Origin of the sequence: Bacillus sp. 2205SS5-2 (assembly GCF_037024155.1) — a bacterium.
Lineage (GTDB): Bacteria > Bacillota > Bacilli > Bacillales > Bacillaceae_K > Bacillus_CI.
The window spans coordinates 1-21,801 of sequence record NZ_JAYKTS010000043.1 but is presented as its reverse complement, the minus strand read 5'-3'; the positions used below and the strand labels follow the sequence as shown (position 1 = coordinate 21,801).

16 protein-coding genes are annotated in these 21,801 nt (G+C 39.0%); 5 read left to right on the top strand and 11 right to left on the bottom strand.

Features of this window, described 5'->3' with window-relative positions; genetic code table 11:
- The first annotated feature begins 12 nt into the window (after positions 1 to 12).
- Positions 13 to 660 carry a TetR/AcrR family transcriptional regulator gene (locus U8D43_RS19225; protein ID WP_335872782.1) on the top strand — a complete coding sequence of 216 codons (648 nt, stop codon included), beginning with the start codon at positions 13 to 15 and terminating at the stop codon, positions 658 to 660.
- A gap of 190 nt (positions 661 to 850) precedes the next feature.
- Here the strand turns inward: U8D43_RS19225 and U8D43_RS19220 are convergent, their stop codons facing one another.
- The 6 genes from U8D43_RS19220 to U8D43_RS19195 form a co-directional block, all read right to left on the bottom strand.
- On the bottom strand, positions 851 to 1,543 hold the full coding sequence (locus U8D43_RS19220) for a phosphatase PAP2 family protein (protein ID WP_335872781.1): 693 nt from the start codon (positions 1,541 to 1,543) through the stop codon (positions 851 to 853).
- A 1-nt stretch (position 1,544) separates the two neighbouring features.
- Complete coding sequence (locus U8D43_RS19215; RefSeq protein ID WP_335872780.1) at positions 1,545 to 2,471, bottom strand: glycerophosphodiester phosphodiesterase family protein; 927 nt, start codon at positions 2,469 to 2,471, stop codon at positions 1,545 to 1,547.
- Between the two features lie 669 nt (positions 2,472 to 3,140).
- Positions 3,141 to 4,013 (bottom strand): Cof-type HAD-IIB family hydrolase, encoded by an 873-nt coding sequence (locus U8D43_RS19210; RefSeq protein WP_335872779.1) that lies wholly within the window; start codon positions 4,011 to 4,013, stop codon positions 3,141 to 3,143.
- 588 nt (positions 4,014 to 4,601) lie between these two features.
- Positions 4,602 to 5,618: an ABC transporter permease gene (locus U8D43_RS19205; protein WP_335872778.1), complete on the bottom strand. Its 1,017-nt coding sequence runs from the start codon at positions 5,616 to 5,618 to the stop codon at positions 4,602 to 4,604.
- Positions 5,615 to 6,502 (bottom strand): ABC transporter permease subunit, encoded by an 888-nt coding sequence (locus U8D43_RS19200; protein ID WP_335872777.1) that lies wholly within the window; start codon positions 6,500 to 6,502, stop codon positions 5,615 to 5,617. Before U8D43_RS19200 ends, U8D43_RS19205 begins: the two co-directional genes overlap by 4 nt.
- Before the next feature lie 120 nt (positions 6,503 to 6,622).
- Positions 6,623 to 7,747, bottom strand: coding sequence for a GGDEF domain-containing protein (locus U8D43_RS19195; protein WP_335872776.1), 1,125 nt, complete (start codon positions 7,745 to 7,747; stop codon positions 6,623 to 6,625).
- Positions 7,748 to 8,153: 406 nt separating this feature from the next.
- Here U8D43_RS19195 and U8D43_RS19190 point away from each other — a divergent pair, with 406 nt between their 5' ends.
- Positions 8,154 to 9,521, top strand: coding sequence for a YjiH family protein (locus U8D43_RS19190; protein WP_335872775.1), 1,368 nt, complete (start codon positions 8,154 to 8,156; stop codon positions 9,519 to 9,521).
- A 194-nt stretch (positions 9,522 to 9,715) separates the two neighbouring features.
- Here U8D43_RS19190 and U8D43_RS19185 read toward each other — a convergent pair whose 3' ends face one another.
- Positions 9,716 to 11,968, bottom strand: a complete 2,253-nt coding sequence (locus U8D43_RS19185; protein WP_335872774.1) for a glycoside hydrolase family 65 protein — start codon at positions 11,966 to 11,968, stop codon at positions 9,716 to 9,718.
- Positions 11,969 to 12,117: 149 nt separating this feature from the next.
- Here U8D43_RS19185 and U8D43_RS19180 point away from each other — a divergent pair, with 149 nt between their 5' ends.
- Both U8D43_RS19180 and U8D43_RS19175 read left to right on the top strand, forming a co-directional pair.
- The gene (locus U8D43_RS19180; protein WP_335872773.1) at positions 12,118 to 12,858 is read left to right on the top strand and encodes a helix-turn-helix domain-containing protein; all 741 of its coding nucleotides are present in this window, start codon (positions 12,118 to 12,120) and stop codon (positions 12,856 to 12,858) included.
- Between the two features lie 622 nt (positions 12,859 to 13,480).
- Entirely contained in the window at positions 13,481 to 13,750 is a 270-nt protein-coding gene (locus U8D43_RS19175) for a hypothetical protein (protein ID WP_335872772.1), read from the top strand.
- Between the two features lie 293 nt (positions 13,751 to 14,043).
- Here U8D43_RS19175 and U8D43_RS19170 read toward each other — a convergent pair whose 3' ends face one another.
- The 3 genes from U8D43_RS19170 to U8D43_RS19160 form a co-directional block, all read right to left on the bottom strand.
- Positions 14,044 to 16,452: a putative bifunctional diguanylate cyclase/phosphodiesterase gene (locus tag U8D43_RS19170; RefSeq protein ID WP_335872771.1), complete on the bottom strand. Its 2,409-nt coding sequence runs from the start codon at positions 16,450 to 16,452 to the stop codon at positions 14,044 to 14,046.
- Positions 16,453 to 16,688: 236 nt separating this feature from the next.
- Positions 16,689 to 17,654 carry an L-threonine 3-dehydrogenase gene (locus U8D43_RS19165; RefSeq protein ID WP_335872770.1) on the bottom strand — a complete coding sequence of 322 codons (966 nt, stop codon included), beginning with the start codon at positions 17,652 to 17,654 and terminating at the stop codon, positions 16,689 to 16,691.
- Between the two features lie 27 nt (positions 17,655 to 17,681).
- A complete protein-coding gene (locus U8D43_RS19160) occupies positions 17,682 to 18,875 on the bottom strand; it encodes a glycine C-acetyltransferase (protein WP_335872769.1) in 1,194 nt (397 codons plus the stop codon).
- A 308-nt stretch (positions 18,876 to 19,183) separates the two neighbouring features.
- On the opposite strand from U8D43_RS19160, the gene U8D43_RS19155 reads away from it, so the two are divergent.
- Complete coding sequence (locus tag U8D43_RS19155; RefSeq protein ID WP_335872768.1) at positions 19,184 to 20,833, top strand: L-lactate permease; 1,650 nt, start codon at positions 19,184 to 19,186, stop codon at positions 20,831 to 20,833.
- Positions 20,834 to 21,125: 292 nt separating this feature from the next.
- On the opposite strand, the gene U8D43_RS19150 is transcribed toward U8D43_RS19155, so the two are convergent.
- Positions 21,126 to 21,677 (bottom strand): DNA alkylation repair protein, encoded by a 552-nt coding sequence (locus U8D43_RS19150; RefSeq protein WP_335872767.1) that lies wholly within the window; start codon positions 21,675 to 21,677, stop codon positions 21,126 to 21,128.
- Positions 21,678 to 21,801 lie beyond the last annotated feature (124 nt).

The following is a 21,801-nucleotide window of genomic DNA, read 5'->3' as shown; positions in this document are numbered from 1 at the left end:
AGGAGATTTTCGATGTCTGACGAAAAAAATTTACTGGATTTTTTTGCGAATGAAGAAGAAAAGATGACAGAGAAACAACGCAAGATCATTGAAGCTGCCGTTGAAATGTTCGCAGAAAAGGGCTATGCCGCAACGTCCACGAGTCAAATCGCCAAAAAAGCAGGAGTGGCCGAAGGAACGATTTTCCGCCACTATAAAACGAAGAAGGATCTACTTATCGGAATTGTCTCACCGATGATCGCAAAAGTAATCGCTCCTTTTGTAGTCAAGGATATACAAAAAATCATGGACACGCCGTATGAGCGGTATGAGGACTTCTTGCGTGCGGTCATCGTAAATCGTCAGGAATTCCTCCTAGCGAATATGAACATCTTTCGCATCGTTGTTCAAGAAATCCCTTTTCACCCTGAACTAAAAGAGCAATTCAAAGAACATGTCATCAAAAAAGTCAACCAACGATTTGCCGTTCTCGTGAAGCACTATCAACAGCAAGGTCAAATCATCGAAATGCCAACAAACACAGCTATTCGATTTACCGTGTCCACAATCATAGGTCATCTCATTACTCGACACGTTTTCTTTCCCGAGAGCGACTGGGATGATGAAAGTGAAATTGAACAAACGATACAGCTCATCATGTATGGGCTAGGTGGGAGATAGACCGGGACGGGGGACAGTAAACGGTCCCTCCTTTTTTACTGTTTACAGAACCTCTGATCGATTTAGCCACTTATCTATCACTTCTGCCAACAAATTTCCGATAACTCACAAATTTGTTGGCTTTGAAGTGATTTAGATTTTTTTGGACAAGAGATCTGTCCCTCGTTCCACCATCTCCCCTAGTGAAGGACTATTTGGTAGGACGAGGTACCTCCTTCCTACGAAGCCATTGATACAAATAAATACTAAAAATGAGCAATGTCAGTCCCATCAAATGACCTGCAAGAACATCAGTTGGATAATGCGCTGACAAAACGATTCGACTAAATCCTAGTAACAGAATAAAAATAGCTCCACTGATGCCTACAACCAAGCTTACTTTAAACGATTTATGCTTATTCAAGAGTAAATACGTAGCTAACCCGTAGGCTAATAATCCGGTCATAGCATGCCCACTAGGAAAACTATACCCAATTGCCTCAATTGCTGAATTAATGGAAGGACGTTCTCTTTGAAAGAAATCTTTTAATAATTTGTTTAATTCATTCGTCAAAATAACCATTGTAATAAGCAAGAGAGCCCCGCGATAATCACGATAAACAAACGCCAGCACACCAAACATGACAATCAGGAAGATGATGACCCCTGGTGTTGTTCCAAACCAGGTAATTACTCCAAATAGTTGAAAGACAAAGGACTCAGTTTCTGCGATAAAAAGATCTCTTATCACCGTATCAAAGCTTATTAATTTAGCTTCCTTGGCAATGTTCGCAATAATTAGGAAAGTAGTCAAACATAGTAAACTTATAGCTCCTACCCCAAGATGGTAATAAACAGGTCGTTTCTTTGACTCTGTTATTTCTGTATTTAACTTCATGTTCATATCAATTTTCTCCTTTTTGCTGTAATAAATGAAGCGCCTTGTTCGGATAATCGGTCATAATCCCATCGGCACCTTGTTCAAAAACATACTTCATCATTTCGATATCATTGATAGTCCAGTAATGAACAGCTATATTTCTCTCATGAGCATCGGCAATTAAACGCTTTGTAGTTAAATCCAATACGCCCGACTGTGTGGGAAGCTGAAGTGCTTTTTCTTTTAGAGGGTATAAATTTCCTAGGAAAAATTTATGTAGTAATATGAAGTTTCTTGATATGTTTGAAGGTGTGCTCATGCCAATTTCCCCATTATTCTTCTCGTAAAAGTAATTGGAAATTTCATCATAGAAGGAAACAATTAACACATTGTCTTTCAGATTAAATCGGTTTAACATCTCAGACACTTGATCCGCTAGCAACTCATCATTCTCTTTCAATTCAATCACCATTGGCATATGCCCAAATTGGTTCAAAACATCGGCTATTGAGGGGATATTCACGCCTTTTCCTCTAAAAGGAAAATCCCCTTCTGAACCAACGAAATCATAACCAGCATCGAAGGACTGTAACTCTTTAAGGGTATATTCTGAAATTCTTCCTTTCCCATTTGTTGTTCGGTCCACTCTTTCATCATGAAATACAACAACTTCTCCATCCTTCGACAACCTCACATCAAACTCAAGGATATCAACACCAAGCTTTTCAGACAATTCAAATGCCGAAATCGTATTCTCTGGCGCAATTCCAGCACCCCCGCGATGAGCAATAATTAAAGGGGATTCCTCGGTACGAATAAAAGGATTATCCTTCACTTTTTTCACTGGGATTAATTGCACTATCATCACTACTAACGTCAACGATATTACCCCAACTAACGCCCACTTCCTCCTTCTTGCGCGTGGCTTCTCCGTTCTTGTTACAATCTCCAACCCTATCTCCCCCATTTTACATTTTCCGAATGCCTTTTACTATTGTTGGTTTTCAAACTAGTTCATACATCCCGATATAGATAGACTTCTGGACATTTTTCGTATTCATCGTTTTTCTGGTTGGAAGTTCTGATATTATCTTACAAACAATAAAATACCAAAAACACCCAAATAATTCATAAACTCAACTTTCTATATTTTATCATTTTTAGTTCGTTAATATCGGCTATTATGCAAAAAATTTATACTATTCTGCCTTTTCAAGTCTATTCTTGGGGGTTTTTCAAAAATGCTTGCTTATTGACGTCTGAAAAAGTAATCATTTTTGCGAAAATTGCTGATAACATTTGGCTCCTTCCATATAGATTGATGCTTTTTTATATATTCTTCACAGAATCTTCCGTTGCGGTATTGGCTTCGTTCAAAAACAGACGAAATGATGCCGCTTAGCTTATTTTTCTCGAAGTATCTACTGCTTGAAATTAGCCTAATAAAAAACGCGAGTATAAAATGGTTGTCATTTTATACTCGCGTTTTATTGTAGGCTCTCTTCGTATATATTGTGGATTTTTAGTCTAATTTTAAATGGAATCCTGTTACGGATGAAAAACTGATCCGAAAAGCAACAAAATTTGCGAAAACAGCCTTTTAATACAATTATGCTATCTATTATCGACGTGAAAGAGTTCCTACTACTTTATCGATCGCTGTCCCAACACCGCTCTCACGGTTAGATGTCGTATGGACTGGAAAGCGCATTTTGATATCTTCATGTCCATTGGCCATCACAACTGGGTGTCCGACTTTTTCTAACATTGAAACATCATTAAAATTGTCTCCAATCGCCATGCACTCTTGCAGTGAAATACCGCGTTCTTTGGTGTACTGCTCAAGAGCAATGCCTTTTTGAGCATGTGCTGATGTGATTTCAATATTCTCACTACCTGATGAGCTAATAGCAATATCAGTAATAGTGGCCAGCTGCTCATTTGCCACTTTCAATTTCGCTGCTTGCATAGAGAAAGCTAGAAATTTATGAATATGAATGGATTCATCTTGAAACAACTGCTTATAGTCGTCAACCACTTGAATTAAGCCATTTTTAAACCGATTTTCTGCTCCATCACGGATAAGCTCAACCGGTACCTCTGGATTAGCCGTTTGATAAATATCTACGATGATATCGATACCTTTTTCATAACTCTCTGAATACGTTCCTGTACTCGTATACAATTCAAAGTAGATGCCTAGCTCATTTAATGTACTGGCGATATGTGCTGCTTTTTCACCACTCATGCTTTCAGAATAGAGAACCAATCCGTCCTTACTTCTAATTTCCGCCCCATTGGAACAAATAATCGGCAGCGATAAATTTACTTCTTCTAGAGCATATCGTGCTTCTTCATAAGAACGCCCCGTTGCAACAATCACTTCAATTCCTTGTTTCTGTGCCTTTTCGATGGCGTTTTTATTGTGCTCACTCACTTGTAGTTCATGGTTTAATAACGTTCCATCCATATCGGATGCAATACAACGAATCATTTCATGGCACCTCTTTATTAGTTTATTCCTCTTTATTCTAATGGAAGTTATCAGGTAAAGACAATCAATATGAAATAATGAGACGATATAGCTAGTGCACTATCTCAAAGTTTGCTCCAAAAAACGAGGAGAATCCTCTACTCCTCTTACACTAAGATCAACCCAAAGGCTCCTATCCTGCAGTTTGTGGCTCGTATTGAGCAAAATTCAGCTTTTGGATTTTTTTTGAGTCAAGTCCACGATATTGTGAAAAATTTTTTTATGTTTTAACCGGTTGTGCACATCTTTCCTTTTGCGCACGACTTTTCCCCTTTTATGCACGACTTTTCCGTTTTATGCACATCTTTCCTTTTGTGCAAGTCAAGTCCATAATATCGTGTGAAAAGTAGAATACATTTGTTAGGCGAAAGGAACTCGAACGTGCTTATTTATTAATGCTGTTTTCGCAAAGAGTAGGAAGCCGTGCTCTTTGCCTAACGAGGAATTTTCTATATAAAAAACCTTACCGTCTGCTTTGGGTTGTTTTCGTAAGCATTAATACTTACGAAAATAACAAAAAAAAAAACGAAGAACACACTCTTCGCCTTGTTAGCTTGTTTTTTTCAACCATTCGAAATCAATTCTGTCTTCGGTTTCAGTCAATTCATTTCTGTCTCTAGCTGTTGATTTCATTGCTTTACCAAAATAATGAGAGCGTCCTGATGTGGCCATTACATAGCCTTCTATCATCATGGCAACCGCTAACATTACCAGTGCAAAACACAAAATTGGAGCAAGAGGAATCCAAGGGGCGGTCTGAATCCAGTGAATCGAATCACCGATTAACCCCGACCATTCATTTGTTAAACTTCGAGGAGGATCCGACACTAGGCCATAGGATACCACTGTCCCTCCTAAAAATAGCTTCAATACCCCTAGATGAGCAAAAATAATTAAGGTTTGCATCATTTGTTGACCGAATAGAACAAAAAGCTTCTCTCTGAGCGCCGGGTAGATATGCTTCCTAATGATTCGACCATTACCTGCCCCAATTGTTTTGGCGCATTGAACATATTCTTTTTGATACACGATAGCGGTTTCGTTTCCAATCAAGGTAGCTAAGATGGGTACCGAGAGGGCGGCTAATATAAACACTTCAATACCAAGACGCTCGATTAACGTATTTTCGAATCCGTCCATTGGCATAATCAATATTGGCCGTAAAAGGTAGACCGCTACAATCGTTAGTGGAATAAAATGAAAGGAATCAGAAAAACCATTAATAAAACGCTTTTGCTTCCGGAACAAAGTGCCCAGTAAAAAACCTAGTGGAATCGATAGCACCATCCTCAATATTGCCACAGCAACCGCCGCAAGTATCGTGTATTTTGCTCCAATAATGACTTTGCCAAAGAGATCACGTCCCTCCTTATTCGTTCCAAATATGTAACTGCCAGTTGGTCCGTAAGGCGACGCATCGATAATCTTTCCATCATCTGAACGAAGGAAAAACTCTTGTCGAACTTCATTGTCCCAAATAATTGTATACATAAAACTACTCACAAGAAACAAGAAAATGATCGTAAAGCCAATTAAGAAAAGAGGTTGCTTTAAAGCCTGCCTCATAACATCACCTCTCCCTTATTTGCTTTTCTTTCTATAAGCCATTCTCCAATTGCATACAACACAAATACGGGGAGAAAAATAGCGATCAGCGTCACACTGACTACTTTTGGTTGCATATTTTCCATCAAAAACCATGAAATGCCAGGAACATTAAAGAGAAACTCGAGTACGAATAAGTTAGATAGCATAAACCAAATGATTTTTTTCGATTGAAAGAATACGGAAATAATCGCATTGGGAAACATATGTTTTAAGAAGATCGCCGTTTTACCAAATCCGATTGACCGTGCTAATTCAACATAATTCTGCTTCTCTTCATTCTCAAAGGTTAGCATACTTAATCGATAGAATTGAACGGTCGGCAAAATAGCAAGACAAAGAACTGGCATCAAATACGCTTTTGATTGATCAATCGTCGCAATTTCCGCTAGTAATACATTCGTTTTTTTGTAAAAGTACACCACAAAAAGCTGAAACATTATAATAATAAATAAATCTGGTATAGACTCTAGAAGATAGAATACCAGTTTAATATTCCGTCGTTTTCGCTCAGAAAAAAGCATAGTAATATAGGTTAAAAGCAGCGCTACACAAGCAGCTAAGACTAAAGCCCCTAATAAAAGAGTGAGGGAATACAGAATTGGTTCATATAAATAGGGAAACAGTGGGCGCTCAGCTCCCCTGAGTCCGTAATAGGTTAATTGATCTAGATTGAATATAGCAATAATAATCTCTTCAATAGCATCAAAGTATTGCTGCCAATTCAATTTCCACTCTCCTATTTCGGTTAAGAGATATGGAAGTGCTCCAATTAAAATAATTCCTATGCACGCTAATACTAACTGCATACTTTTATCCATTACTTTTCGCAGGAAATTCCTCATAGTTTCACCTCTCTAATTTCCAATTTAAAGTAATCTTAACATATTTGTGAATTTTGTAAACTATCTGAAAAAAAGAGAATTTTTTATTAATCACACAAGCATCGTAGCTCAATTGTTTCACTACACTGTTTTTAGCAACCCTTCTCTAACAACGCAATGATCCACTACACAATTTCTCCCCTGACCTTTCGCCACATATAAATGTTCGTCTGCTTTTTGAATAACGCCATCCACTTCATCCATACTTTCTGGATACGAAGCAACTCCGATTGAAATGGAAATCGAGATAGAAGTCAAAGGCGTAAGCTGAAATTTTGTGCTCTCTACGATTTTACGAATATTCTCAGCTAAGGCTATGACTTCTTTGTGATAACACTCTTCAACAATCAAACAAAATTCTTCTCCTCCATAACGAAATAACGAAGCGTTTTGCATATCTTCTGTATATTCATTGACGAGCTGACTTAGTTGAATCAGCACGCCATCTCCACATATATGTCCATAAGAGTCGTTTAATTTTTTAAAATGGTCAATATCAAAGAGCAAAACGGAGTATATCGTCGCGTCACCCTGATTGATAGAAGTGGTTATTCGCGAAATTTCTTCATCCAAGCTTCTTCGGTTTTGCAATCCAGTTAAATGATCGGTAATCGACTCAATTATTTTCACGTGATAGAGGTCGTTATTTCGCTTAATATATTCAGCAATAAGGAAGAATAATATCCCTGCTATAATGAAAAAAGCAAATCTTGCTAAGAAAAGGGAGAAAGAAACTGAAGAGAATTCAGGACTCCATAAAAAAGAGAGGATGATCACACTTTCTGAGAGAATACAGAATAAGGTGAATTTCCAAATTCGGTTTATTTTCCACTTGGATAGTAACGCAAAAACAAGACCTAGAAATAAAATCATTCCTGACCACCACAAGGTTGCCATATTCAAACTAAAAAAAACGATATTTCCAGTTGCAAGAAGGACTGCCCCCAAGACCGGAGCAGTAGGGCCAAAATAAGTAGCGAGTATTACGACGATCAGATGACGCAAATCAGTGATTGAGGTTTGATCAAATAAAGCCGAGAGTTGGACGAGTTCCCAACCAACAAGACCCGCAATTCCACCAACCAGCCAACTGATTCTTCCATTTTTCTTCATCTTTTGATTTCGCATCATCGCTCCCGCTACAAAGATAAAAAAAATAATGACACATATTTTCAAGAAAAAGATTTGTAACATATGATGTTCCATATGATCTCCCCTTCTTATCAGATTCATTTACACAAATAAATGCCTAAGATGCCTGCTCATTTACCATTAGCATAAGACAAGAACGGACTTGTCGAACCGGTGAATCATGGAGCTAGACATAAAACTATTAAATGATTTTAATTATTTATTCTCGCTTTTTAAAATAAAGCTCCGCTCAATAAGTCTTTATCCCTAAATCTAGGTAAAATATCCCATAGTTCTATTGTATGGATTTTCCTCTTTTCTTTCAATAGGTTTTGCAATTTAATCTATTTTTAGAATAAAATATATATTAAGACTTTAATGGAAATTAACTCGTATCTCTATCATTATGTATAAATATGAGTTAGAATCAGTGTTAATGAATTTTTATACAAGTCTATCAAATAATTAAATGAGGTGTATTATGACAACAAAGTTCTCGATCACACACATTCTTCAATTTTTACTTCCTTCATTACTCGGAATCTTTCTCTTTATGATTCCCATTCCGAATCCGCTCGATGAAGATAAAGCGTGGACCATTCCAGTGGCCATCCTTTCAGATTTCTTACAGTCGAACATCGGTCCAATCATTCCAGCTTTGATGACTATTCTCATCTTTATTACGGTAATTGGTACTCTTTGGGCAACACTCTTTAAGCCCACCTTTATTACTGAAAATCCTTTCCTAAATAATCTATTTAATGTTTCTTACGTCTGGACCTTAATTCGCGTTTTCGGAGCGGTTTTTGCGTTTATGACCCTTTTCGAAGTAGGACCTGAATTTGTCTGGGAGCCGAATACAGGTGGATTATTATTAGCTGATGGCGGCTTACTTTCCATTCTTTTTTCTGTATTTTTATTCGCTGGACTGTTTTTACCATTACTCCTAAACTTCGGATTATTAGAGCTTTTCAGTGCGCTATTAACACGGATCATGAGACCGCTCTTTACTCTGCCTGGTCGTTCTTCTATTGACGCCCTAGCATCTTGGTTAGGCGATGGGACCATCGGGGTGTTATTAACGAATAAACAATATGAAGACGGTTATTATACAAAAAGAGAGGCAGCCGTTATTGGCACAACGTTTTCAGTTGTATCGATTACGTTTAGCTTAGTCGTTATTAAAGAAGTCGGCTTGGTTGAATACTTTCTTCCCTTTTACGGGACGGTTGCATTAGCTGGATTTATTGCAGCGCTAATTCTTCCGCGAATTCCGCCGCTATCACGCAAGCCGACTACTTTTTACAATGGTCAAGAAGGAGAAGAAAATGCTGAAGTAGTTCCAAAAGGCTACTCTGCTTTAGGCTATGGTTTTTCAAAAGCCGTTCAACAAGGTCGTAAAAATGCAAATATCGGTCACTTCTTTAAGGATGGTACGAAAAATGTTTTGGATATGTGGCTAGGGGTTGCTCCGATCGTGATGGCCATCGGAACATTCGCTCTTATTATTGCGGAATATACACCGCTCTTTGGCTATCTTGGTTATCCGTTCATTCCACTTTTAGAACTTCTGCAAATCCCTGAAGCCGCATTAGCATCTGAAACGATTGTCGTTGGTTTTGCTGATATGTTTTTGCCCGCCTTAATTGGGAGTGGAATTGAGAGTGAACTGACTCGATTTGTCATCGCCTGTTTATCGGTCTCGCAATTAATCTATTTATCTGAGGTTGGGGGTTTAATACTAGGTTCTAAGCTTCCATTGAACTTACTAGACTTGTTCTTTATTTTCTTATTACGTACACTTATTACCCTTCCTGTTATTGTTGTTGTGGCACACTTACTATTTTAACCACATAATATTATACTCTTTCGAATCCGTCTCTGTTATTAAATTGAGTAACGATGGAATCCTTCATTTTGGGATTGATTTTGTCCAAAATGTTCCAAGACTGAACCGGAATCAACCGAATATTAAAAGGAATCAGGACATATGCCCTGATTCCTTTTTCATTTTTCTTAGTAATAACGGTTCACAGCCCTTTTTCACATCAAATCTAGCTTTTCACCATGGAGCATGATCGTGAGTGGGTCACCACTTACAAGCGTTGCGTTCACTTGATCGTCTCTCACTTCAAAATGGAGATGACGATTCTGGAAGACGATTGAAAAAGCATAACTTGTCCAATTTTCAGGTAGAGATGGCGCTAACGAGAGACCGCTTTCCTTGACTCTTAATCCACCAAAACCTTGAACAATGGCGAGCCAGGTCCCACCCATATTGGCCATATGAAGACCATCCTTCGTATTTCCGTGGGTATTATCTAAGTCCAGTCGAGCGGTTTCTTCAAAGTAACGATACGCTTTGTCGTGATAACCGACTTTGCTAGCCATGATACTAAAAATGCATGATGAAAGGGAAGAATCATGGGTTGTGATATTTTCATAATAATCATATGAGCGGTGAAGAACCTCTTGATCTTGAGCATCTTCCAATAAAAAGTGAGCGAGCACCGTGTCAGCCTGTTTACATACTTGATAGCGATAAAGAGTTAAGGGATGATAATGAAGCAGCAGTGGGTAATTATCTTGCGGCGTCGAGTCAAAATCCCATTTTTTCTTTTGCAAAAACGTATCATCTTGAGGATTTATCTTCCGCTCTTCGTCGAAAGGGAGATACATGAGTTCCGCTGCCTGTCTCCACTGAAACACCTCCTCCGCTGAAAGCGAAAGACGCTCACATAGTTGAGAAACAGCTTTTTCTTTCGACATCATATCAAATATAGTAACCGCCCATTTTAAGTTATGCTGTGCTAATAGATTCGTATAATAATTATTATTCACGATGCATGTGTACTCATCTGGTCCCGTTACTGCATCAATCCGAAAGTTCCCTTGATGAAAATGACCGACCTCCAGCCATAAGCGAGCCGTTTCAAACAATACCTCGGCCCCGTATCTCTCCATAAACTCAAGATCCTTTGTTGCTAAATAATATTGAATATAACTATAGGCGACATCGCCACTAATATGATACTGCGCTGTACCTGCTGGGTAGTAGGCGGAGCATTCGGTTCCCGAAATCGTTCGCCACGGAAAGAGAGCCCCTTGTTTGTGTCCCATTTCTTTTGCCCGATCTCTCGCAGCATCTAAAATATGATAGCGATATAGAAGTAAATTTTTTGCTAACTCTGGATTGGTCAATAAAAAGACAGGAAACATATAGATTTCAGTATCCCAAAAATAATGCCCCTCATAGCCTTCTCCGGATAATCCTTTTGCCGCTATATTTGAGTAGCGATCCTTGCCGACTGATTGTAATAGCTGAAAGAGATTAAACCGGATGCCTTCTTGAAGCTGTTCATCCCCCTGAATCGCCACATCCGCATGATTCCAATAAGATTGAAGATAGTTCACTTGCTTCTCTAGAAGGGTTGAAAAATCCTGATCCTCTAGTTGATTCGCTTTTACTTCTAGCAGTGGTAGAAGCTTTTGACCATGTCTAATCGTATCAACAAAAATGGACTTCTTTTCAAACATCACTTTTTTTTCTAGTGAGAAATGAAAATGAGTCTCTAACTTATGCCCCTCTTCGAATTGTTCTTTTTCAGATGGAAGGGATACTGTACAACTTGTATGAGAGGCAGATTTTAACTTGGAGTGATACGTCTCGACCTCGATGAGAGATGCGTTCTTCCTTTGCTCCTTAGCTATCACATGGAGACGTTTTGCATGTCCTGATGCTACACGGGGATCGTCTGCATTGACATAGTTCGTGACATCGCCAGTGACCGTCGACACAATCGTGACATGTCCCGTAAACGTAACAGGATCAATCGTAACCTGCTGACAAAATACTTCTTTATGGACAAAGGAAACAAGACGTTTAAAGGTAAGTTTGACTTCTTTCCCTAATGGAGAACGCCAGTGGATAGTTCGTTGCGCTAAACCACGATCTAAATGGAGAGCACGCTCATAGGCAAGAATTTCACCGGTAAACAGCGAAAATACTTCTCGCTCCGATCCGTTCCCTAAAAAGATGTGGATTGATTGTGTATCCATCACATTTAATAACTTCTGCTGAGTGTCTGGAAAGGCGTGAAGTTTCTCTCCGTATGTGATTTCAACATCATCGTAAAAGGCATTCAAATACGAGCCGCGAATAGATTTTCGATTCTGATCATAACCTTCCTCAAAATTCCCGCGAATCCCCAGATATCCATTTCCGGTAAAAAATAAACTCTCTTCATTTAATAGCTGCTCGTGATTAAGACTGTTTGAGGTGATTGACCAAGTCATCTGCTACACTCCTTGTATGTCGAAGAATTCAAAAAAATGTCTACCTTTATCCACTTCCATTTATTACTTGAAGTGTACCGATAATCTGTTTAAAATAATATTAAGATTTTCATTATTTTATTAAAATTCAATGATAAGTTGGTGAAATTTTGAAACTAAGCTCGATTCCTCCTACCGTAGTGAAAAAGTTTCTCCAAAAAAGAAATTCGTCTCAACAAAATTTATATACACACCCATCCTATTCCTTGGAACTGAAGTTAATAGATAGTATTTCACGTGGTGATTCGGAGCTAGCTCTCCTTACCCTCAATGAAATCAATTCAAATGAACGGGCTTCCTTAGCTAATCGTTCATTACGTTCCTTGAAAAACTCACTTATTTGCACATGCACATTATTTACTCGTGCAGCCATAACAGGTGGAGTCGTACCAGAAGATGCCTTTCATTTAAGTGATGTCTATATTGGAGAAATTGAAAATTTAACAACTCTTTCTTCATTACAAGCATTAGAATACGAGATGCTTGACTCCTTTATAAAGACGGTCAAAGGGCAAATGCGACCTGCTTATCATCCAGTGGTCAATAAAGCCCTTACTTATATCAAAGAACATATTTTAACTAGTATGTCTCTCGAAGATATTGCCAAGCATGTCCAAGTACACCCAAACTATTTATCTAGTTTGTTTAAGAGTAATGTGGGAGAGTCGCTTATTTCATTTATGAATCGAAAAAAAGTGGAGGAATCGAAATACTTCCTTCATCATTCAGAATCAAGTCTGCTTGATATTGCCCATTTATTCGGATTTTGCAACCAAAGCTACTATTCCTCCCTCTTTAAAAAGTATACTGGTACGACGCCGCGACACTATCGCAATCATTTTTTTGAATAAGAGTGTTTTCGCAAAGGATTTTGAACGTAATCACTGCCAGAGTAGACGGCTCTATTTATTGGGACGTTTTCGCAAAGATGGTGACTTTTCAATAGGAATATATCCCCTGATTTGTATGACTTCGTGCTCTATTCCTAAAGCGGAAGTGGCTGCCCTGCGGCGTCAGGCAAGTGAAGAACTCGGAGGCGATGCCTGCATCGCTGGAGGGTTCTTCATTTGACCCCGAGCCGCTAGCCACTGCAGCTGGATCCGTCTATTTTTAATGGAAATCAACAGTGAAATGGGCGATTTAATCAAAAATCAGATGAAATAGCCACAAAGCATATGAAAAGAGCTTTTCCTAAGGAGATATCTTTGATTTCTAAATAAAAAGTAAGAAATCACTCAAAAACCTTACTACCTGTTTTTTCTTTGTGCTTGGGGCAACAAAGCATATGAAAAGAGCCTTCTAAAAATAGGCAAGCTATTTGTTTGTCCTATAGCTTAATCAAAGGTCATATCTTCTTTTCAGCTGGGCCATGTTAGTAGCGCTGAAGTTTAATGCCCATCACTAGGCCAGATGGCTTTTTGAAGAAATCCCCTTGCGTCTTGGCCTTGCTGGGGGACTCTGGGCGGTGAGCATGTGCTTCTTCGTCGCGCCATTGATAACCTTCTCTTCACAGGTCACTCGAAAAAAAGTAGTATTATGACAGACTGGTTTCCACTTCATGAGGAGGTTGATGAGATTTTGAAAAAAGCCATTTTTTATTGGCGATTATTCTTTTTAATCGTCTTAATAAATTTTTTCCTTCTGGATATTATTAATCATTCCACTTTCTTCGCTGTACTTGCAGGTATTGTTTTTTTTCACGGTATTCCTTCGTTATTCGAAAAAATGAAGGAAAAAGACTAATGCCTATCTCCTGCCCAGTAAAATGTTATTAGGAAGGGATAGGTATTAGTCTTTTTCTTCTCTCTAGCAAAGAGGATAGCTTTTTTATTACTGTATCGAAACCCCGTTAAATAGATTCGTTTCAGGACATATTTTCGGTTTTTCCAGATGCATACCGCCGGCGACAAATCTCTATAGCAAAATGAATATGAAAGGCTCTTTTCGCATACTTTGTTGCTGTAGCATCCAAAAAGGATGGATTCACTCTTTTCTTTCTTCATTTCGGGTTAAAAATGATGCGAAAAGAGCCCTATTTAATGCACCGCTACTTTTGGATAAAGCAACCAATTCTTTAGTTCTTCAGCTGGCAATGGCTTGCTAAAATAAAACCCTTGAACATAATCACATTGGTTCTGCTGTAGCCATTGTAACTGTTGCTCCGTTTCGACTCCTTCGGCGACTACTTCAATCTGAAAATGCTTGGCCATGGCTAAAATCGCTTTTACAATTGCCTGGTTCGATGATTTTTCATCGACCTTGTCAATAAAACTTCGATCGATCTTAATGATATCTACCGAATATTTTTGAAGATAGCTTAATGAACTATACTCAACCCCGAAATCATCAATGGATATTGTAACTCCCATCGAATTCAACTCATTGAGGATTTTCTCAGCTCTGTATACATTGTCCATCGTCGTATTTTCTGTCACTTCTAATTCAAGAGCACATGGTGAGAGGTTCGTTTGTTCTAAAACATCCGCTACAATATTCGTGAATTGTTCATCATGAAATTGGCGAGATGAAACATTGACTGAGACCCGGAGGCCGGTTATCCCTTCTTTTTCCCATGCTTTCATTTGAAAACAAGCTTGCCTCAATAAATACTCGCCAAGAGGCACAATTAGACCTGTTTCTTCAGCTAACGGGATAAAATGATTCGGCGAGATGATTCCTTTTCGAGGATGAACCCACCTAACAAGCGCTTCAAACCCAACAATTTGAATGCTCTTAGTCGAGAATTTCGGTTGATAGTATAACTCAAATTCATTGTTTTTTAACGCTTGTCTCATATCTTCCTCTAGTTCAATTGGATTAATGACCCTTTCATGTAAATGCGATGAATAAAAGAAGCTGACACCATTCCCTTTTTGCTTCGCTGTGTACATCGCGATATCAGCTTTTTTTAGAAGCGTCATCATATCTTCACCGTCTTCAGGCGAAATGGCAATTCCAATCGAGGTCGATACATTAATATTATGCGCATTAATAACAACAGGATTTTGGAGAGAGCAATGGATTTTTTTTGCCACTCGTTGAATATCAATTTTCCCCTCAACATCTTTTAGGATGATAATAAACTCATCTCCACTCATGCGTGCAACAACATCTTCTTTCCCGATACATTTTGACAACCGGGCAGCAATTTCTATCAATAAAAAATCTCCATATGCGTGACCTAAAGTGTCATTAATGATTTTAAACCGATTTAAATCTAGTAACATAATTGCGTGTTTTCCGTCTTCTTGCTCCAAAACTTTTGTTGCGAAATTTTCTAAATAACGCCGGTTGGGTAAGCCGGTTAAATCATCATGATAAGCTATATATTCTATCTTTCTTTCGGCCTCTCGACTTTTCGTAATATCATAGACCAATGCATGTGCACCAACCACTTTTCCCTCTGTTATCACAGGTACAATGGTCACTTTGGTTAAAATATGATGACCTTTTTTATGAACAATATGTAATTCAAACTCAGATCCAAGGCCTTTTAAAGCAGCCTGAAACTTTTTAATGATCACAGGCAAATCCTCTTTTAGGACGTAAGGGCGGAACGATCTGGATAAAACATGATCCTGATAATATCCAGTCAATGTGAAAACATGTGGGTTAGTTTCGACAATTTCCCCGAGCGTATTAAACGTAAAAACGGCGATTGGGTTATTTTCAAACAAAGAGTAATACCAATCTTCTCGCTCTTTCAGGTTTTTCACTTGCTTTTGGAGTTTATTTTCAGCAAAGATATCAGGTATAAACCAAATAATGAGCATGGCTAGTATTTGGATCATATAGGAAACATAGATTCCACTTTCATTATGAAATAATCCTAAATCAAGTGATGATGATGGAAAAATAGAGTTTACAACCAAAATAGGAAGACCTGCGATAGCAAATCCCATCAGCCCGCTCCAAAAATATTTTTGTCCTTGAAAGTCATTTGTGGACGATTCTCTTGTAAGTTGCGTTAAAAAACGAAAAAAGGGAAAGGTTACTCCTGCAATTAAAATGATTGCCAACGCTACTTGCTCAATTTTAACCTCTAATACCTCCATACCTAGGAGGCTAAAGCTTGTAAAATTTCCTATTATTGTGTAGGTGGTAAATATCATCCCGTTCAGAAAATGTCTAAAAGCTTTTAGATAGCTTTTCTGTAATAGCCACATTAACGCATATACACCTACCAGCGTGATCCCAAAGTAAGAGAGTACAAAGATGGCGGCCCGCTCCATTAATAATTCTAAGGAAACAAAGGCCATGGTGAGAAAAGCATCGATCGTTAAGATAATAGCTACCAACAAAGCATCCACTTTAAGTGTCTTGGTCTGAACAGGTTTTGTCCCGTAAGACAAAACCATTTGAAAAACCAGATAACAACTCACACTGATTAATAGTGTGCTTATCAAAAGTGGTACCATATGCATAACCAGCATGTCTAAGTTCATCGATCTATCCCCCACTTATCATGTGCTATGAAAATTATACCATTATTTGTTGAAATTTATAGAAAAAACAGTTAATTTGTCACAGAGAACCTAAAAAAGAGCAGAATATTCTGCTCTTTTTGAAAAAGTAAGAAAATAATAATCTTAAAATAGTTTTTGTGTCTAGTTCCAGACGCCTTGAGGTCATATGTCAAGCACTGTCGTGAGGAAAAGTCCACCTCAGGTCAGTCCTCGCTCTATGCTTGTCGCCGATTAGCGGGCACTTTTTGTTTTAACTTTTCGAGCATGTCAGCCGTCATGCTTTGTAGGTTATATTGTGCTTTGAAGCCCCATTGAGCTGCGGCTTCACTTGCATCAATGGAATTCGGCCAGCTTTGTGCAATGGCTTGACGAATTGGATCAACCTTATAGCTCATGCGGAAATCAGGAAGATGTTTTTGAATTTCTGCTGCAACATCTTCCGGGGCTATGCTCATCGCTGTAACATTAAAGGCATTCCGATGAAGTAACTTTGAAGCATCTGCTTCCATTAAACTAACAATCGCATCTAACGCGTCGGGCATGTACATCATATCCATATTCGTACCTTCTGCGATAAAGGATTCATACGATCCATTCCTTAATGCTTCATAGTAAATTTCAACTGCATAATCCGTTGTTCCCCCACCAGGTGGTGCCACATACGAAACTAAACCTGGAAAACGGAGTCCGCGTGTATCTACGCCAAACTTTTGATAATAGTAATCACATAGCAATTCGCCCGCTACTTTATTCACACCGTACATTGTTGTTGGACGTTGAATCGTATCTTGCGGAGTAGCCTCCTTTGGGGTGCTTGGTCCAAAGGCACCAATTGAACTTGGTGTGAAAAATTTACAATTTAACTCACGCGCTACTTCTAGTGCATTGACCAGCCCTCCCATATTTAAATTCCAGGCTAGTAGTGGCTTCGCTTCTGCTGTTGCGGATAAAAGAGCAGCTAAGTGAATCACGGTGTCCACTTTATATTGTTTAGCAAGCTTCATCATTCTTTCACCATCGGTCACATCCAATAGTTCAAATGGTCCACCCGTCACGACCTCATGATCGATTTCACGGATATCCGTTGCAATGACATTGTCGGTTCCATAACTCTTACGAAGCTTTGCAATCAGTTCGGTACCAATTTGACCAAGAGCACCCGTTACAAGTATCTTTTTCATTTTCTTTCCTCCTGTACTCCCTTGATGTTAAGAAAGAATTCCTAATTCTTTCCCTACTTTTTCATAGATGCCAATGGCTGTATCCAGCATTTCCTTCGAATGAGCCGCTGTTGGCATGTTGCGGACACGTCCCGTTCCCTTTGGTACAGTTGGGAACACAATTGATTTAGCATAAACACCTTCTTCACTCAGTCGTTGTGAGAAGGCTTGCGTTAGTTTTTCGTCTCCTATTATACATGGTGTGATTGGCGTTTCACTTTCCCCTATGTTAAAGCCTAATTCTTTCAGCCCTTTTTTCAAATAATCACCGTTCTCCCATAACCTGTCATGAAGCTCCGTGGATTCCATCAGAATTTCAATCGCATGTTTACACGCCACCACATCAGCTGGAGTGAGGGCAGTAGAGAATAGGAATGGACGTGAACGGACTTTTAGCCAGTCAATTAACTCTTGTTTTCCGGCCACATAACCGCCAACAACACCAATAGCTTTTGATAATGTTCCCATTTGGAAATCGACCTTGTCTGACAGACCAAAATGCTTAACCGTTCCGGCCCCTTTCCCTAATACACCTGATCCATGGGCATCATCAACATAGGTAATTAAATCAAATTCCTCTGCAATTTCAACGATCTCAGGAAGTTTAGCAATATCGCCATCCATTGAAAAGACGCCATCTGTAATGACCATTACTTTGTTATATAAACCTGACTCCGTCGCTTCTTTTGCTTTTGCACGTAAATCGTCCATATCCGAATGCTTCACCCGGATAACTTTTGCACGTGAAAGACGGCAACCATCAATAATCGAGGCATGATTGAGTTCGTCAGAAAGAATCGCATCATTCTTATCCATGACAGCCGAAATCGCAGCCATATTACAGTTAAATCCTGATTGATACGCAATAGCAGCCTCTGTCCCTTTAAATTTCGCAATCGTATCTTCTAATTCTAAATGGACATCTAAGGTCCCATTAATCGTTCGAACCGCACCCGCTCCGACTCCGTATTCGTCAATTGCCTTTTTTCCCACTTCTTTCAAGCGTTCGTCCGTTGCTAAACCAAGATAATTATTGGAAGATAGGTTAATAAGCTTTCTTCCCTCAATCGTTATTATCGGTCCATTCGGTCCTTGCACAGGATCAATTTCATTGTAGAGCCCTTGATTCTTCAATTCATTTAAGTTAGTGTTTAAAAATTGTGTAAGAGTATGACTGGTCATTTTATCTCCTCCATTTTCCTGATATAATGTTTTTTGTTTGAACACAACTGTGCATTTGGAAAAAACACTTAAACCGTGTAATTTCTTGACAATTACGTATTTTTACCTGTTCATTATTTTACCATGTTTATATAAGACGGACAAAAGAAAAGCTAATTTAGATGACCCTCTTACTTTCCTCCTGCAGCCGTTATCCTATACTTGCTTTCGAAATACATTGTTAAAAACCTGTCATAATTAAATTGTGAACTGTTGAGCAACCGGATATATAATATAAGTATCTTGTTAATAGAGAAAAGGTGGATGTTATGTCAATCATTGAAATTTTAACAGCTTCTACTCCCATTTTAGCTGTATTCTTATTTTTAGTAATCCTTAAATTACCCGCCACAAAGGCGATGCCAATTAGTTTAGCCATGACAGCAATATTAGCTTTCTTCGTATGGAAGGTTCCTGTTTTACAGATTACCGCTGCGACGTTAGAAGGTTTGATTATTGCTTTTTCCATCCTATGGATTGTCTTTGGTGCCATCTTACTTTTGAATACATTAACGAATAGTGGCGCACTTGATTCCATTCGAAGTGGTTTCTCGACCATTTCAACCGATCGACGTGTTCAAGTGATCATTATTGCTTGGCTGTTCGGATCATTTATTGAAGGTGCCGCAGGATTTGGTACACCAGCAGCCATCGGAGCACCACTTCTGGTTGCGCTCGGCTTCCCTCCCCTAGCTGCTGTTTCATTAGCCTTGATTGCGGACAGTTCCGCGGTATCATTTGGGGCAGTCGGGACACCGGTCATTGTAGGTGTCGATCAAGGACTCCGTGAAGGAGCTTCTGTCGCTCAAGGGGTACAAGATGTACTCGGGGATGGAACAATGAGCGGATATTTGCAAGAAGTTGCTACTAGCGCTGTTTTTATCGACCTATTTGTCGGTTCCTTTATTCCGCTTATCTTAGTCGGTATGCTTACGCGCTTCTTTGGAGAAAACCGTTCATGGAAAGAAGGACTTGCACTATGGAAATTTGCTATCTTTGCCGGATTCAGCTTCACTATTCCTGCCTTTTTAGTGGCGACATTGCTTGGTCCTGAATTCCCTTCCATTATAGGTGGACTTGTTGGACTAGCTATTGTCGTCCCTGCTGCAAAAAAAGGGTTCTTGTTACCCGAAATAACGTGGGATTTCCCAAAATCTGTTCAAGTTAAAAAAGAAGCATCAACATCTACTTCCAAACAGATGCCACTCTATCTCGCATGGGTGCCATACTTATTTGTCGCTCTTTTCCTTGTGCTGACACGATTAGAAATTCTTCCTTTAAAACAATGGATGTTATCCGTAACCGTTGGCTGGAATAATATCCTTGGAACGGATATCAGTACGTCCTTTGCACCCTTCTATTTACCGGGTACAATCTTTCTAGTCGTTGTATTACTCACAATTGTCCTGCATAAAATGAATGGAGAACTTGTCAAAAATACTTTTACAACTTCAGCCAAAACAATGGTTGGAAGTGCCATTGCACTTGGAACAGCCGTCCCAATGGTACGTATTTTCATTAATTCTAGCATCAATGGAGCCGATCTAATGAGTATGCCGATGGAGCTTGCTTCTTTAGTTTCAGGTTTAGTTGGAAACGGATGGCCGCTTGTCGCTCCACTGATTGGTGCACTTGGTTCTTTTATTTCGGGAAGCGCAACATTTAGTAATATGATGTTCTCACTATTCCAATTTAGCGTTGCCGATCAAATTGCCGTCGATCAACAGCTAGTACTCTCTCTACAAGTCCTTGGAGCCAACGCCGGAAATATGGTTTGTGTTCTCAATGTCGTCGCTGCTGCCTCTGTAGTGGGAATGGTCGGGAAAGAAGGAACGATTATTCGGATGACCCTCGGACCAATGCTCTATTACGCTGCAATGTCTGGGATCATTGGCTCCATCCTAATATTTATTTTTTAAGCGAGAGCTATCCCCTAAAAAGCCAAGTGTAACCGTCAGTTGTTGACCGTTGCTCTTGGTTTTTTAATGCTCTTTTTCTACATATTATTACTGCTTCATCTGATTTTTAACTAGATCCTCCATTTCGCTGTTGGTTTCCAACAAAAACAGACGAAATGATGCTCGAAACAAAGCCAAATCATAGATGATAAACTGATATGAAAAGCAACAAACTTAGCGAAAATAGCCTTCAAAACAGACGAAACGATGCTCCAAAACCGATGATATTCACGGTATATATGGTTGCGAAAAGCTATATTGTCTGCGAATTCAGCCTATTTATATGTTTCGAGCCTTCTCTTTTGCTCAACGGGGCAAGTGGTTCCTCTGAAATAAATTGTCTGACTGCTTGTGGGTTTGTTTTTGAATACTCCCTTAAGGCCCAGCCAATTGCTTTTTGGATAAAAAATTCATTTGAAGAGTGATGAAGCTTGATGTAACGAAAGAGGGTACCTACATCGGTAGCGCTTTTATACTTCAGTTGATAAAGAAGAGCCGTCCGGTTTAGCCACATATGATCACTATGAACCCACTTTTCAAAAAACTGATTGCTCTCTTCAGGATAGACAAGACCAATTCCGCCTGCGGTTCCACTCGCTAAATGATCCACTGTATCCCACCACGATTTGGTCGTGATCAGAAATTCAAGCAAAGGCAGATGACTGACCGTTAATTTTTTCTTTTCCTTGTCTAAAAGTGCTAAGGCTATATAATGAAATTCACGTTCAGGGGCAAGCCATAGCTCCTTTACCACTTGCTCAAGATCAACAATTGTTGGTTTCCCACAAGAGTGTTGATTAACCAATTAAATCCATTAAAAAACTACAAAAAAGGACGCCCTTTTAGTAAAATTGTTGTTACGACACAAACAATTTAAAAAGGAGCGTCCCTATGAAACAGTCTACCACTTTCCCAAATTTGATTCAAAA